This is a genomic window from Noviherbaspirillum sp. ST9, from assembly GCF_048799745.1.
Taxonomy (GTDB): Bacteria; Pseudomonadota; Gammaproteobacteria; order Burkholderiales; family Burkholderiaceae_D; genus Noviherbaspirillum.
Genome location: NZ_JBLWFR010000007.1, coordinates 267,699 through 282,264, shown reverse-complemented (window position 1 = coordinate 282,264; position 14,566 = coordinate 267,699). Strand labels below are relative to the sequence as shown.

The following is a 14,566-nucleotide window of genomic DNA, read 5'->3' as shown; positions in this document are numbered from 1 at the left end:
CCAATGACCTATACCTCACCCTGGACCAATCCGGAAATCGAAGGATTTCGCGATGCCGTGCGCCGCTTCGTCGACGCGGAAATCGTTCCCCAGCAGGAAAGGTGGCGCAAGCAGCAGCACGTCGATCGCGATGTATGGCGCAAGGCTGGCAATCTCGGCATGCTGCTGGCGGACATCCCCGAAGAGTACGGCGGCAGCGGCGGCACCTTTGCCCATGAGTGCGTGCTGTTTGAAGAACTGGCCTATGCCGGCGACGTGTCTTTCGGCCTGCATGTGCACGCGATTGTCGCCAACTACCTGCTGCACCAGGGGACCGAAGAACAGAAGAAAAAATACCTGCCCAGGCTCGCCAGCGGCGAGATGATCGCGGCCATCGCCATGTCCGAGCCGGGTGCGGGCTCCGACCTGAAGAGCATCCGCACGACGGCCGTGCAGGACGGCGACGGGTACCTGCTGAATGGTTCCAAGACCTTCATCTCCAACGGCTATCTTGCCGACCTGATCCTGGTCGTGGCCAAGACCGAACCCGAGGCCGGCGCCAAGGGCATTTCGCTGATGCTGCTGGAAACGCGCGATTGCAAGGGCTTCCGCGTCGGCCGCATTCTCGAAAAGATCGGCCAGAAAGGACAGGACACCTGCGAACTGTTCTTCGACAACGCGCGAGTGGCGCCGGATGGCGTGCTGGGTGGCGCGGAAGGAAAGGGTTTTGCGCAGCTGATGAATGAACTGCCCTACGAGCGCACGATTATCGGCGTCTCCGGCGTGGCGTCCATCGAACGCGCGCTGCGGCTGACCATCGAGCACACGCGCGAGCGCAAGGCATTCGGACAGGCACTCATCGATATGCAGAACACGCGTTTCGTGCTGGCCGAAGCGAAGACCGAGGCCACCATTGCGCGTACCTTCGTCGACCGCTGCGTGGTCGACATGCTGGAAGGACGCATGGACACCGTGCTGGCGTCCATGGCGAAATACTGGATCTCCGACCTGCAGTGCAAGGTGATCGACAACTGCCTGCAACTCTTCGGCGGATACGGCTACATGCTCGAGTATCCGATCGCCCAGATGTATGCGGATGCCCGCGTCCAGCGGATTTACGGCGGCGCCAATGAAATCATGAAGGAAATCATCGCGCGTTCGCTATAGCCTTGATCCGCTGGCGTCCATTCCTTGCCTGCACGGGCAGGGGGGGCGGCGCCACGACCTTCAGTGCCGGTGCTCCGCCGGAAACCAGCTTGAAGGTGCTGACCAGCTGGGCCTGCTTCTGCGCCTGTTCGCGCAGCGTCTCGGCCGCCGCGGCGGACTGCTCCACCAGCGCCGCATTTTGCTGCGTGATCTCGTCCATCTGCGTGATGGCCTGGTTCACCTGCTCGATGCCTGCGCTCTGCTCGCGGCTGGCGGAAGTAATCTCGTTCATGATGCTGGTGACATGCTGCACGGACGAGACGATCTCTGCCATGGTCTTGCCGGCGTCGTCCACCATGATTCCGCCTGACTCGACCTTCTGCACCGAGTCGTTGATGAGTTCCTTGATTTCCTTCGCCGCGCCCGCCGAACGCTGGGCGAGCGTCCGCACTTCCGCCGCGACGACGGCAAATCCGCGGCCCTGTTCCCCGGCGCGCGCAGCTTCCACGGCGGCGTTAAGGGCGAGGATATTCGTCTGGAATGCGATGCCGTCGATCACACTGATGATGTCGGAAATCCTGCTGGAGCTTTCGCGGATGGAGGCCATGGTCTCGACCACCTTGCTGACGGCCTCTCCACCCTTGACTGCGATAGTGGATGTGGCGATCACGAGCTGGTTCGCCTCATGCGCATTGTCGGCATTCTGGCGCACGGTGCTGGTCAGCTCTTCCATCGACGAAGCGGTTTCCTCCAGCGAGCTGGCCTGCGATTCGGTCCGCGCGGACAGGTCCGAGTTGCCGGCCGCGATTTCGCGTGATCCCTTGTTGACGAGGTCGGTGACTTCCTTGATCTGGCCGACAAGTAGTTTCACGTTGGTCTGCAGGACGCGAATGGCCTGCAGGACTTTGGATATCTCGTCATCGCCTTCCGACTGGATCTTGCAGCTGAGATCGCCGGCGCTCATGCGGTCGATATCGTGCCGCGCGCATTCGAGACGGGTCACGATGTCGCGGTACAGCGTGAATCCGAACAGTGCGGCAAACAACAGTCCAAGCGCCGGAATTGCCGCACCGGGAAAGGCGAGGCCAGCGCCGAACAGGCCGGCGATCACGCCGAACCCCGTCAGCATCTTGGTCTTCAAAGACAGGTTCTTGACGAAACGCAGCCGTGAAAACAGTGAGCGGCGGACAGCATTGCCTTCGCGGATCTCGAGGGACTTGTCACCGTCCCTGATCGCCTTGTACGCCTGCTCCGCTGCCGCGACCTGTTCGCGGCTGGGCTTGATGCGGATCGAGGTATAGCCTGTTACCTGGCCGTTTTCGATGAGTGGTGCAGCATTGGCCTCGACCCAGTAGTGGTTGCCGTTCTTGCAGCGGTTCTTGACCAGGCCCGTCCATGCCTTTCCGCTCTGGATGGTGTGCCAGAAATCCTCGAAGGCTTCGGCGGGCATGTCCGGATGCCGGACGATGTTCTGCGGGGCGCCCAGCAGCTCGGATTCAGTGAATCCGCTGATGTTAATGAAGTCCTGGTTGACGTAAGTGATCCGCCCTTTCAGGTCGGTCTTCGACACGATGGTCTCGGTGTCTTTCAGTACGTATTCGACTCCGGTCACGGGAAGGTTGGTGCGCATCGAGGGGGCTCCATCAAGAAAGGGGCGGGGAAAATCTCGTTTTCTTGATCTAGAGCAAAAGATGAGCCAGATTGTTGTTGTATTGCCACACGGAAACTATTATGCAAAAAGCGTGCATCTACTTTTGCATAAAGGCCGAGCTTAAGCGTCGTTTCAAGTTAGAAACATGCCGATGCCATTCTGTTCGCAGAAATTTTTATTTTTAAAATGCCGCTTGAACAAATTTCCTCATGGAAATAATAGGCGATCTCTATTCCTGAAACTGGAAAATTTAATTCCAACTATCGAGATTAAAGGCGAGGGAGGCGGGTGACGCGAGGTGGGGGGCATCACGGCGAGCGCCGTGATGCCTGTTCTTACTGCTGCAGAAGCGCGTTGACCTGCACCAGGTCGGCTTCTTGAAGGGTACCAGCGGCCGCTTTCAGTCGCAGGCCGTTCATGATGGTGTCGTAGCGCGCCTTAGACAGGTCACGGCGGGTGGTGAAGAGTTGCTGCTGGGCGTTCAACACGTCAATGTTGATGCGTACGCCCACCTGATAACCGAGGCGGTTGGAATCCAGTGCCGAGTTGCTCGAGATTTCCGCCGCTTCCAGTGCGCGCACCTGCGCCAGCCCCGCATTGACGCCGAGGAAGGCCTGGCGCGCACCTTGGGCGGCCACGCGGCGCGCGTTTTCCAGGTCCGAGCGCGTCTTGTCTTCCAGCGCGATGGACTCGCGAACGCGGCTGTCGACCGCAAAGCCGGCAAACAGCGGAATGCTCCACTGCACGCCGATGGCATTGTTGTCCGATCCGCTGCCGGTCGGGCTGAGCGCGCTGGCAGTCTGGCTGCTGTGGCTGCGGCTGGCCACGAGATCGACGGTCGGATAGTGGCCGGCGCGGTTTTTCTTGATCTCGCGCTGCGCGATCTCGAGTGCCAGTTGCTGGCCGACGACGCCGAAGTTCTGCTGTTCCGCGCTTTGCACCCAGTTGTCGACGATGCCCGGTTCCGGCGGCGTCAGCTTGACGCCGGGGCGCAGGGTCGCGAGCGAACCCGCGGGCTTGCCGATGATCTGCTGAAGCGCCGTGCGCTTGATCTCGAGGTCGTTCTGCGCCGCGAATTCCTGCGCAATCGCGAGGTCGTAACGCGCCTGCGCTTCGTGGGTATCGGTGATGGTCGCGGTGCCGACTTCGAAATTGCGCTTGGCCGAAGCGAGCTGCTCGGTGATGGCCGTCTTTTGCGCCTGCACCGTGGCCAGCGTGTCCTGCGATGCGAGCACGTCGAAGTAGGCCTGGGCGACGCGCAGGATCAGGTCCTGCTGCGACTGGGCGAATTGCGCCTCGCTCAATGCCACCGACAGCTTGCCCTGCTGGTACTGCTCCCAGTTTGCGAGGCGGAACAGCGGCTGCGACAGCGACACCGTGTAGCCTCGCGAAGTGAAGTCGCGGTTCGTCGTGATGCCCGCCGAGTTGCTCTCCAGGTCGTTGCGGGTATAGCTGCCGCCCACACCGATCGTCGGAAGCAGTCCCGCCCGCCCTTGCGTCGAGCGCTCCTGGCCCGCCGTCAGCTGCGCGCGGGCGCTGGCGAAGGGAGCGTCGTTGGCAAGTGCTTCCCGGTAGACCTGGACGAGGTCGAGCGCGTGCGCGTTCAACGTCAGGAAGGAACCGGCAAGCAGGGTGGCGATAACGGATTTCCGCATTCAATTCTCCGGTGGAGTAGGCAGTTTGATTGTTAGTAGGTAGGCATCGAATTGTCAACCTGCAACGCCCAGGCATGGACGCCGCCGGTCAGGTTGGTCACTTGCGTGAAGCCGTTGCGTTCGAGGAAGGCCGCGACTGACATGCTGCGCGCGCCGTGGTGGCAGATGCAGACAATCGGTGCGTCTTCTTCCAGTTCCTGCAGGCGTTCCGGGATCGATTGCATGGGAATGGCGACCGAGCCTGCAATGTGGCAGGTCTGGAATTCCCACGGCTCACGCACGTCAAGCAGCACCGGCTTCGGCCGGGATTCATCGGCGATCCAGACCGCCAGTTCCGGTGCTGTGATGTGTTGCATGGTCGTCCTTAGAATACGAAGTGGGAAGGCTTGGTGATCTCGCGCAGCGGCGTGACGTCGGTTTCGAAGATCTTGACGGTGTCGAACGCGGTGTCGGAGACGCGGGTAACGAGGATGGCGCTCATGACCGGCTGCTCGCCGACGATCGCGAAAATGCGGCCGCCGACCTTGATCTGCTTGAGGAAGGCTTCCGGCAGCACCGGCAGCGAACCGGAAATGACGATTACATCGTAAGGGGTCTCGGTGCCCTGGTTGGACCAGCCCTGTGCGCCGTTGCCCAGCGCGACGTCGACATTGGTGATGCCGTAGTTGCTCAGGTTGTGCTCGGCGAAGGCCTTGAGCTCGGGATCGATCTCGACCGTGGTCACGTGGCGTGCGCGGTGTGCCAGCAGAGCCGCCAGGTAACCGGAACCGGCGCCGATTTCGAGGACGTTCTCATGCTTCTTTGCCGCGACTTCCTGCACGATGCGCGCTTCCAGCTTCGGCGTGAACATGAATTCGCCATTCCCCAGCGGGATCTGGGTGTCCATGAAGGCCAGGTTCTTGTACGCGGCCGGAACGAAGGCTTCGCGCTTGACCACCGTCAGCAGGTTCAGGATGTCCATGTCCAGGACGTCCCACGGGCGAATCTGCTGCTCAATCATGTTGAAACGGGCTTTTTCGATATTCATGTCGGCACTCGAGAGGATAAAGGGAACAAACCCATCATTTTATCAAAGGGCTTCCTCGTTTTTGCTCTGCGGAACCATGATCGCCGGTGCGCCTTGATGCTGGTCAGGCTTGTTGTTGCGTGATTTGCGACGCAACCATGCTGCAAAATCGTCAAGGTAGGTGTAAATCACCGGCACCACCACCAGCGTCAGGATTGACGAAGTGATAATGCCGCCGATCACCGCCTGGCCCATCGGGGCGCGCTGTTCCGAGCCTTCGCCCAGGCCGAAGGCCAGCGGCACCATGCCGAACACCATCGCGAGTGTCGTCATCAGGATCGGCCGCAGGCGGACATGCGCGGCTTCCAGCAGGGCGGCGGTGCGCTCCATGCCTTCCTTGCGCGCATGGTTGGCGAAGTCCACCAGCAGGATCGCGTTCTTGGTGACCAGGCCCATCAGCATCACGAAGCCGATGATCGAGAACAGGTTCAGTGTCGAGCGGAAGAACATCAGCGCCAGAAAGACGCCGATCAGCGTCAGCGGCAGCGAGGACATGATCGCCAGCGGCTGCAGGAAGCTGGCGAACTGCGAGGCAAGGATCATGTAGATGAAGATGATTGCCAGCAGCAGCGCCGACAGCGCATAGCCGAAGGATTCCTGCATGTTCTTCGTCGATCCGCCCAGCTGGTAACGGTAGCCGGGCTGCCAGTTCATGCTGTCGAGCGCGCGCTTCACATCCGCGCTCACTTCGCCGGAGGAGCGCCCCACGACGTTGGCGGACAGCTCCACTTCGCGGTTCAGATCGCGGCGGTTGATCTGGTTGGCGCCCGTGGACGGCGCAATCGTCGCGACCTGGCGCAACGCGACCATTTTCGGTGTACCGTCGGCATTCACCTGCGAGCTGGCCAGCATCAGGCGCGAGAGGTCGTCGGCATTGTTGCGGTCGGTGGGCGACAGGCGCACCTTCACGTCATAGTTCTCTTCGTCCGGAGCGCGCCAGGTGGTCGCCGCCTCGCCGGCCAGCAGCGGCCGCAAGGCCATGCCGATCTGCGCCACGCCCACGCCAAGGTCGGCGCCGATGTCGCGCTTGGGCTCGACGGCGATTGTCGGCTTCTCCGCCTTCAGGCTGGAATCGAGATCGACCAGGCCGGGGATGTTGCGCATCTTGTTCATGGCCTCATCCGTCAGCTTGGCCAGTTCCTTCAGGTCCGTTCCCTGCAGGCTCAGGCGCAGCTGCTTGACGTCGCCGCCCACGCCTTCCAGCGAACCGATGTGGGTGACGGTAATGCCGGCGACCTGGCGCAGGCGCTCGCGCAGCGGGATGCTCATCTGCGTCGTGCTGCGCGACCGCTCGGCGCGGGGCACCAGGCGCACATAGGACGTCACATAATTCTTGCCTTGCGCTTGCCCGGTGTTGATCGTGGTGTAGATGTCACGCACTTCGGGGAATTCGCGCAGTACCGCTTCCACCTGCCGCGCCTTGGTCTCCGTGAATTCGAGCGAGGAACCGACCGGGGTGTAGTAGGTGACGCCGGTTTCTGAGTAATCCGGCTGTGGCACGAACTCGGTGCCGACCAGGCCGGCCATCGGAATCGCGCAACCGGCGACGAAGGTGGCCACGGCGATGCCGAGCGTCTTGCCGCGATGCTTCAGCGACCAGTCGAGCATGACCTGGTAGGTGCGCGACATCCACTGCACGAGACGGTCGAACTGGTGGAGCACGCGGCCGATGGTGCGGTCGTAGAGGTTGCGCTTGCGTCCTTGCTCGCCGTGAACGTCAGGATCCGGCCAGATCGAGGAAAGCATCGGATCCAGCGTAAACGACACGAACATCGAAATCAGCACCGCAGCCGTCACGGTAATGCCGAACTGGTGGAAGAAGCGCCCGATGATGCCGCCCATGAATCCGACCGGCAGGAACACCGCGACAATCGAGAAGGTCGTTGCAAGCACCGCGAGGCCGATTTCCTGCGTACCGTCCAGTGATGCTGTCTTGTGGTCCTTGAACTTGCCGTGCACCTTCATCCCGGCATGCCGGACGATGTTTTCGCGCACCACGATGGCGTCGTCGATCAGCAGGCCCACGCACAGCGACAGCGCCATCAGCGTAATCATGTTGATCGTGAAGCCGAACATGTACATGAACAGGAAGGTACCGATCAGCGCCACCGGCAGCGTCAGGCCGGTGATCACGGTGGAACGCCAGGAGTTGAGGAACAGGAAAACGATCAGGATGGTGAGTACCGCGCCTTCGATCATCGTGCGGCGGACATTGTCCACGCCCACGCGGATCTGGCGGGAGCTGTCCTGGATCACGTCAACCTTGACGCCGGGATAGAGCGCCTGCAGCCGCGGTTCGAGTTCCTTCAGTGCCTCCTTCAGGCCGTCGGCGACGTCGATCGTGTTCTGTCCCTGCGCCTTCTGGATGGCCAGCGCCAGCGTGCGCTGGCCGTTGTACAGCGCCAGGCTCTCCTGTTCTTCCTGGCCGTCGACGACGGTGGCGACCTGCGACAGCAGCACCGGCTGGCCGCCGCGACGGGCGACGATGATGCGGCCGAAGTCCTGCGGATTCTTCACCTTGCCCTGGATCTGCACGACCTTTTCGTCGGAGGACGAACGGATGGCGCCGGTCGGCAATTCCTGGTTCTCGTTCCGCAAGGCATTGATCACCTGGTCGATGCCGATGCCGAGCGCTTCCATCTCGCCCGGCTTCACGTAGATCTGGATCTCGCGCTTGACGCCGCCGACGAGTGCAACGGAACCGACGCCGCGCACGTTTTCCAGCCGCTTCTTGATCACCTGGTCGGCGATCGTGGTCAGCTCGCGCAGGTCGCGGTCCCGCGATTTGGCGTCGCTGGTGATCGATACGGCAAGGATCGGACGGTCGGCCGGGTCGTAGCGCATGACCCGCGGTTCCTTCACCTCCTTGCGGAAGATGGTTTTCACCATCGCCACCTTTTCGCGCACGTCCTGTGCCGCCTGCGCCGGATCGATGGTCAGGTCGAATTCGATGATGACGACCGAGCTGCCTTCGTACGAACGCGAAAACAGGTTCTTGATGCCGTTGATGGTGTTGACCGTTTCCTCGACCTTGCGCGTGATGTCCGACTCGACCGTCTCCGGCGATGCGCCGGGATAGTCCGTCTGCACGACGACCACCGGGAAGGTGACGTCGGGGAACTGGTCCACGCGCAGCCGCTGGTAGGAAAACAGGCCCAGCACCACGAACGCCACCATCATCATGGTTGCGAGGACAGGATTGCCGATACTGATGCGGGTAAACCACATGGTTGTTATTCCTCAGCGCACGCGCGCTTGTGCTGGCGATATCGCCGTTACTGGGCAGCGGGGCTGGCGCCGCCAGCTTGTGTGATCTTGACCGGCGTGCCGGCACGCAGGACGCCAAGGTTTGCCTTGACCACCTGCGCGCCGCTGTCCAGTCCCTGCGTGATTTCGACGGCGCTCCCGGCGCCGTCGTCTCCAGGAATGCCGACGGTCACCGGCTTGCGTGCCAGCTTGCCGTCTTCGATGGCGTACACGTACTGGCGGCCCGCATCCGTATGCACCGCCGCCTGCGGAACGACGAGAACGCCGGATTTCCGTGCCGTCGTCAGTTGTGCTTCGCCGAACATGCCGACACGCAGTGCGCCTTGCGGATTCTCGACCTGGATGTACACCATGATTGAGCGCGAGCCTGCCTGCGTCGCCGGATTGATGCGCACGACCTTGCCGCTCAGCGCCTTGGGCATGCCTTCGACCTTGACCTGGACTTCCTGTCCATTCGAGACGAGGCCGATGTCGGCGGCCGGCACGGCGGCTTCGAGTTCCATCTGGCCGAGGTCGACCACATCGAGGAGCCGGTTATCGATCGCAACTTTTTCACCCGGCTGCACGGCGCGCATGCTGACCTGACCCGAAATCGGCGCCTTCAGCACGGTGTCCGCGAGCGCCTTCTGCGCGACGTCGAGCGCGGCGCGTGCCGATTCCACATTGGCCTGCGCGATGTTGTACTGGCTCTCGGCATTGTCGAAGGCGGTCTTGGAAATGAAACCCTTGTCGAGCAGCGCCTTGTTGTTGTCGCGCGTCTTGGTCGCGATTTCCAATTGGCCGCGCGCCGCCAGCAGCGCACCGCGGGACTGCTCCACACGCGCCTGGTAGTCGCTCGTATCCATCTTGACGACCACTTGCCCCGCCTTGACCGTTTCGCCCTCGCGCACCAGCACTTCGCGCACTTCGCCGGCAACCCTGGCCTTGACGCTGGCCTGGTTGACCGCGCGCAGCGAGCCGGTCAGCGGCATCAGCTGGCGCAGTTCGCCCGGCTTCACCTGCATGAGGTCGGTCGGCAGGAATTCCATCACGGCCGGTTCCTGGGCTGCGCTCTGGATGGCGGCAGCCTTGTTCGGCCCCTGCTTTTTCAGCATCGCACCGGCGACACCGGCGGCAAGCAGCAGGACGGCGAGGGTGATCCAGAAAGCGCGGCGTTTGAACATGGGAGGTCCGGTCAGCGGGTGGGTTTGGCAAGCATGCCGTGGAGGAACAGGTCGACGAAGGCGTTGAGGTAGGCTTCCGGCGAGGTCTCTTGCGGGCGGCAAGTGCTGAAGGAGTGTTTCCACATCATCAGCATGATCATGGGCGAACAGACGACATGGGTGGCGTGTTCGATGTCGAGCGGCCGGAATTCGCCGCGCTCGATGCCACGCTTGAGCAGGCGCGCGATCATCGCGTCGGCGCGCTTGATCACTTCGTCATGGTAGAACTGCGCGACTTCCGGGAAATTGCTCGACTCCGCCATCATCAATTTGGTGATGCCGGACAGCTTGGTCGCGCCGATACGCTCCCACCAGCCGAGGATCAATTCCTTGAACAGGTCGACCGTGCTTCCTTCGTAGGCGTCGAGGATGCCTTCCGCTTCGCCCAGCACGGGCACCACGTTCTCGCGCACGACGGCCTTGAACAGTTCTTCCTTGTTCGTGAAATACAGATAGAGTGTGCCCTTGGAAACCCCCGCCCGCGCCGCGACATCATCAAGGCGTGTCGCCGCAAATCCCTTTTCGACAAAGAGGTCGAGTGCGGCAGCGAGCAGTTCCTGCGGACGCGCATCCTTGCGGCGCTCCCAGCGTTTTTTCAGGGGACAATTCATGATAGACAGGCGGAACCAAATAACTTACTTACGAGTCAGTAATATAAGCGCGCCCGCAGGCAGCGTCAAGCATCGTCTCAATTGAATACAAGCGGCGGGAAAGCGACAGGCACTGTTACATAACGACAAAATCCGCCGCCGGTTAGCCGGTAGAATCCCGAACATCCCCGATCAATCGCAGAATCACCTCACTCCGTTTTATGAATTTGTCAAGAAAATGGTGGGCCTGGCTCGCCGCCGTCGCCATCCTCGTCGCAGGCGGCCTGGGAATCTGGAGCTGGCAGCAAAAAAACAACGCACCCGAATACAAGACCGGCAAAGTAGAGAAGGGCGCAATCACCGCCAGCGTATCCGCATCGGGCACGCTCAGCCCCGTCGTGCAGGTCCAGGTCGGTTCGCAGGTGTCCGGCCAGCTGCGCGACGTGCTGGTCGACTTCAATAGTGAAGTGAAGCAGGGGCAGCTGATTGCCCATATCGACCCGCAAACCTTCGAAACCCGCGTGCAACAGGCGCAGGCTGATGTCGACGCGTCCCGCGCCCAGGTGATGACCCAACAGGCCAACATCGCAGCGGCCCGTGCGGCCCAGGCCAAGGCGGAAGTCGACCTCGCCGAAGCGAAGCGCGACCTCGACCGCAAGCAGCAACTGGTGGACAAGGGCTTCATTTCCGGCGCAGAACGCGACAAGGCGCAGGCAACCTTCAACTCGGCGACCGAACAGGTCAACACCGCACGCGCGCAAGCCAGCGTCGCCGCGGCAGGGCTGCGCAACGCCGAGGCGGTCGTCAAGCAGCGCGAGGCGGCGCTGGCGCAGGCCAAGATCGACCTCGGCCGCACCGAAATCCGTGCGCCAGTCAACGGCGTCGTCATCAAGCGCAGCGTCGAACGCGGCCAGACGGTGGCCGCCAGCCTGCAGGCGCCGGAACTTTTCGTGATCGCGGAAAATCTGACCGACATGCAAGTCGATGCCTCCATCGACGAATCGGAAATCGGCCGCATCCGCATTGGCCAGAAGTCGACCTTTACCGTCGATGCCTTCCCCGGCCGCAGCTATGAAGGCACGGTCAAGCAGATCCGCAAGGCCGCGCAGAACGTGTCCAACGTCGTGACGTATACCGTGGTCATCAGTGCCGCCAATCCTTCCCGCGAACTCCTGCCGGGCATGACCGCCAATGTCCGCATCGTGACCGACACCCGCAGCGATGTACTCAAGGTCGTCAATGCCGCGCTGCGATTCCGGCCGGCGGGCGCGTCCAACGACCGTCCCGCCGCCGCGCAGCCGGAAGCGCCTTCCAACGGCCAGGCCGGCGGACAAATGAAGGCCATGCGCGAGCGTCTGGAAAAGGAACTGCAGCTCGACGACAGCCAGAAGGCCAAACTCGACACGATCTTTGCCGGCATGCGCGAGAAGTTCATGTCCCTGCGCGACGCGCCGGAAGGCGACCGCCAGAAGACGGCGGAGCGCAATCGCAGCGACATGCGTGCGCAGATCATGGAAATGCTGAACCCCGAGCAGAAAAAGAAGTACGAACAGATCATCGCCGAAGGCGCGGATCGCCGCGGCGGATCCGGCGCGCGCGGCCGCATCTACGTGCTGGACGAAAAGAAGCAGCCGAAGCCCATCGAAGTGCGCCTCGGCCTGAGCGACGGGACGACCACCGAAGTCATCTCGCAGGACGTCAAGGAAGGCATGGACGTCATCACGGGTACGGTGCAGGCGCAGCAGCAGGACGGCGCACGTCCTCGCCAGCCGGCCGGACCGAGGCTGTTCTGATGGCACTGATCGAAGCCGTCAACCTTGCCAAGGAGTACGTCATGGGCTCCAACGTCGTGCATGCGCTGCGCGGCGTGTCGGTGTCCATCGGCGAGGGCGAATTCGTCGCCATCATGGGCGCGTCCGGCTCCGGCAAATCGACCTTCATGAACCTGCTCGGCTGTCTCGACCGGCCGTCGTCCGGCGATTACTTCCTCGCGGGCGAACGGGTGTCCGAACTCGGCGCCGATGCGCTCGCCACGATCCGCAACAAGCGGATCGGCTTCGTGTTCCAGCAGTTCAACCTGTTGCCACGCACGAGCGCGCTGGACAATGTCGAGCTGCCGCTGCTGTATGCCGGCGTCCCGCCCGCGGAGCGCCACCAGCGCGCATCGCAGCGTCTGTCCGACGTCGGACTCGGCGGACGCACGGACCATCATCCCGCGCAGTTGTCCGGCGGCCAGCAGCAGCGTGTCGCGATCGCCCGTGCGTTGGTCAACAACCCCTCGCTGATCCTGGCCGACGAACCGACCGGCGCGCTCGATTCTCGTACCAGCGTGGAAATCATGGCCCTGCTGCAGAAACTGAACGGCGAAGGCATGACAATCGTCATGGTCACGCACGAGCATGACGTCGCGGCCTTCGCCTCGCGCATTATCACTTTCCGCGACGGCCATGTGATCTCCGATGCGCCGAACCAGCCGAACGACGCGCAGGCCGAACTCGCGCGCATCGACAGCGGAGCGACGGCATGAACATGCTCGCCACCCTCCGCATCGCCTTGAACGCCTTGCGCGTCAACAAGCTGCGATCCATCCTCACCATGCTCGGCATCATCATCGGCGTGGCGGCGGTGATCACCATGATCGCCGTCGGCGCCGGCGCGCAGCAGCGCGTCGAGGAACAGATCAAGAGCCTCGGTTCCAATCTGATGATCATCCTGCCGGGGTCCACCACGCAGTCGGGCGTGCGCCTCGGCGCGGGCGCCAACCAGAGCCTGACCGACGACGACGCCGCGGCGATCGTGCGTGAAATTCCCGAAGTGCAGGTGGCGGCGCCCTCCAACCGGCGCACGGAGCAGGTCGTCGCAGCCGGCGCCAATTGGTCCACCAGCATCTATGGCGTGAACCCCGATTACTTCGAGGCGCGCGAATGGCCGCTGCTCTCAGGCCGCATGTTCGACCAGGCGGAACTGACGGGCAATGCGAAGGTGGCGATCATCGGCCAGACGGCCGCCAAGCAGCTGTTCGGCGATCTCGATCCGATCGACCAGACCATCCGCATCCGCAAAGTGCCTTTCACCATCGTCGGCGTGCTCGACAGGAAAGGCCAGAGCATGATCGGACAGGACCAGGACGACGTCATCATGCTGCCCCTGAACACTGCGCGCAATCGCCTCTTCGGCAATACGCAGGGCAAGTTGCGTCGCGTCGGTACCGTGCAGGTCAAGGTGCGCGAGGGTGCAAGCATGCAGGTTGCCGAGGAAAAGATCCGCGAACTGCTGCGCCAGCGCCAGCGCACGCAGCCGGGTCAGGACGACGCCTTCACCGTGCGCAACCTGACCGAGTTGCTGCAGGCACAGGAGGAGTCGTCGCGCATCATGACGCTGCTGCTGGCCGCGGTCGCCTCCGTGTCGCTGCTCGTCGGCGGCATCGGCATCATGAACATCATGCTGGTCTCGGTCACCGAGCGTACCCGTGAGATCGGCCTGCGGATGGCGGTCGGCGCACGCGGCTCGGACATCCTCACGCAGTTCCTCGTGGAAGCAATGACGCTGTCGCTCATCGGCGGTTTCGTCGGCATCGTGCTGGGCGTGACCGGTTCCTGGGCGATTGGCGAACTCACCGGCTGGGCGACGCGCATGTCGCCGGAATCGATCGTGCTCGCCGTCGGCTTTTCGGCAGGGATCGGGATCTTCTTCGGCTTCTACCCGGCGCGCAAGGCGGCGTCCCTGCTGCCGATCCAGGCGTTGCGCTATGAGTAATACAATATGCCGGTCGGGATGCGGCGCATGCTGCATCGCTCCGTCGATTTCATCCCCGATTCCCGGCATGCCGAACGGCAAGCCCGCGGGCGTGCGTTGCGTTCAATTGAACGCCTTGAACCAATGCATGATCTTCGGCAAACCGGGCCGGCCCGCAGTGTGCGAGAGTCTACAGCCATCGACGGAGATGTGCGGCGAGACACGCGAATACGCGATGCATTACCTGTCACGCCTCGATGAATTGACGTCCTGAG

General features: G+C 62.5%; 12 protein-coding genes. 5 read left to right on the top strand and 7 right to left on the bottom strand.

Features of this window, described 5'->3' with window-relative positions; genetic code table 11:
* Positions 1-3: 3 nt before the first annotated feature.
* Entirely contained in the window at positions 4-1,146 is a 1,143-nt protein-coding gene (locus tag ACNOHI_RS17975; protein WP_420476052.1) for an acyl-CoA dehydrogenase family protein, read from the top strand.
* Here the strand turns inward: ACNOHI_RS17975 and ACNOHI_RS17970 are convergent.
* From ACNOHI_RS17970 to ACNOHI_RS17940, 7 genes are all read right to left on the bottom strand, one after another.
* Positions 1,127-2,755, bottom strand: coding sequence for a methyl-accepting chemotaxis protein (locus tag ACNOHI_RS17970; protein WP_420476051.1), 1,629 nt, complete (start codon positions 2,753-2,755; stop codon positions 1,127-1,129). The two genes, ACNOHI_RS17975 and ACNOHI_RS17970, sit on opposite strands and share 20 nt — an antisense overlap.
* A gap of 356 nt (positions 2,756-3,111) precedes the next feature.
* A complete protein-coding gene (locus ACNOHI_RS17965; protein WP_420476050.1) occupies positions 3,112-4,431 on the bottom strand; it encodes a TolC family outer membrane protein in 1,320 nt (439 codons plus the stop codon).
* Positions 4,432-4,463: 32 nt separating this feature from the next.
* A complete protein-coding gene (locus ACNOHI_RS17960; protein ID WP_420476049.1) occupies positions 4,464-4,787 on the bottom strand; it encodes a rhodanese-like domain-containing protein in 324 nt (107 codons plus the stop codon).
* A gap of 8 nt (positions 4,788-4,795) precedes the next feature.
* Entirely contained in the window at positions 4,796-5,458 is a 663-nt protein-coding gene (locus tag ACNOHI_RS17955) for a protein-L-isoaspartate O-methyltransferase family protein (protein WP_420476048.1), read from the bottom strand.
* 42 nt (positions 5,459-5,500) lie between these two features.
* Positions 5,501-8,725, bottom strand: a complete 3,225-nt coding sequence (locus tag ACNOHI_RS17950; protein ID WP_420476047.1) for an efflux RND transporter permease subunit — start codon at positions 8,723-8,725, stop codon at positions 5,501-5,503.
* 47 nt (positions 8,726-8,772) lie between these two features.
* Positions 8,773-9,927: an efflux RND transporter periplasmic adaptor subunit gene (locus ACNOHI_RS17945; RefSeq protein ID WP_420476046.1), complete on the bottom strand. Its 1,155-nt coding sequence runs from the start codon at positions 9,925-9,927 to the stop codon at positions 8,773-8,775.
* Positions 9,928-9,938: 11 nt separating this feature from the next.
* Entirely contained in the window at positions 9,939-10,577 is a 639-nt protein-coding gene (locus tag ACNOHI_RS17940; RefSeq protein ID WP_420476045.1) for a TetR/AcrR family transcriptional regulator, read from the bottom strand.
* Between the two features lie 200 nt (positions 10,578-10,777).
* On the opposite strand from ACNOHI_RS17940, the gene ACNOHI_RS17935 reads away from it, so the two are divergent.
* From ACNOHI_RS17935 to ACNOHI_RS17920, 4 genes are read left to right on the top strand one after another with little or no spacing between them, the layout of a single operon-like run.
* Positions 10,778-12,349 (top strand): efflux RND transporter periplasmic adaptor subunit, encoded by a 1,572-nt coding sequence (locus ACNOHI_RS17935; RefSeq protein ID WP_420476044.1) that lies wholly within the window; start codon positions 10,778-10,780, stop codon positions 12,347-12,349.
* Entirely contained in the window at positions 12,349-13,083 is a 735-nt protein-coding gene (locus ACNOHI_RS17930; protein ID WP_420476043.1) for an ABC transporter ATP-binding protein, read from the top strand. The genes ACNOHI_RS17935 and ACNOHI_RS17930 overlap by 1 nt, the downstream gene beginning before the upstream one ends.
* Positions 13,080-14,312 carry an ABC transporter permease gene (locus ACNOHI_RS17925; protein ID WP_420476042.1) on the top strand — a complete coding sequence of 411 codons (1,233 nt, stop codon included), beginning with the start codon at positions 13,080-13,082 and terminating at the stop codon, positions 14,310-14,312. Before ACNOHI_RS17930 ends, ACNOHI_RS17925 begins: the two co-directional genes overlap by 4 nt.
* The gene (locus ACNOHI_RS17920; protein ID WP_420476041.1) at positions 14,305-14,565 is read left to right on the top strand and encodes a YkgJ family cysteine cluster protein; all 261 of its coding nucleotides are present in this window, start codon (positions 14,305-14,307) and stop codon (positions 14,563-14,565) included. The genes ACNOHI_RS17925 and ACNOHI_RS17920 overlap by 8 nt, the downstream gene beginning before the upstream one ends.
* The last annotated feature ends 1 nt before the right edge of the window (position 14,566 follow it).

Excerpts from the sequence above, each read along its gene's own strand:
- ACNOHI_RS17975 (WP_420476052.1), top strand. The coding sequence starts at position 4 with ATGACCTATACCTCACCCTGGACCAATCCGGAAATCGAAGGATTTCGC.
- ACNOHI_RS17970 (WP_420476051.1), bottom strand. The coding sequence starts at position 2,755 with ATGCGCACCAACCTTCCCGTGACCGGAGTCGAATACGTACTGAAAGAC.
- ACNOHI_RS17965 (WP_420476050.1), bottom strand. The coding sequence starts at position 4,431 with ATGCGGAAATCCGTTATCGCCACCCTGCTTGCCGGTTCCTTCCTGACG.
- ACNOHI_RS17960 (WP_420476049.1), bottom strand. The coding sequence starts at position 4,787 with ATGCAACACATCACAGCACCGGAACTGGCGGTCTGGATCGCCGATGAA.
- ACNOHI_RS17955 (WP_420476048.1), bottom strand. The coding sequence starts at position 5,458 with ATGAATATCGAAAAAGCCCGTTTCAACATGATTGAGCAGCAGATTCGC.
- ACNOHI_RS17950 (WP_420476047.1), bottom strand. The coding sequence starts at position 8,725 with ATGTGGTTTACCCGCATCAGTATCGGCAATCCTGTCCTCGCAACCATG.
- ACNOHI_RS17945 (WP_420476046.1), bottom strand. The coding sequence starts at position 9,927 with ATGTTCAAACGCCGCGCTTTCTGGATCACCCTCGCCGTCCTGCTGCTT.
- ACNOHI_RS17940 (WP_420476045.1), bottom strand. The coding sequence starts at position 10,577 with ATGAATTGTCCCCTGAAAAAACGCTGGGAGCGCCGCAAGGATGCGCGT.
- ACNOHI_RS17935 (WP_420476044.1), top strand. The coding sequence starts at position 10,778 with ATGAATTTGTCAAGAAAATGGTGGGCCTGGCTCGCCGCCGTCGCCATC.
- ACNOHI_RS17930 (WP_420476043.1), top strand. The coding sequence starts at position 12,349 with ATGGCACTGATCGAAGCCGTCAACCTTGCCAAGGAGTACGTCATGGGC.
- ACNOHI_RS17925 (WP_420476042.1), top strand. The coding sequence starts at position 13,080 with ATGAACATGCTCGCCACCCTCCGCATCGCCTTGAACGCCTTGCGCGTC.
- ACNOHI_RS17920 (WP_420476041.1), top strand. The coding sequence starts at position 14,305 with ATGAGTAATACAATATGCCGGTCGGGATGCGGCGCATGCTGCATCGCT.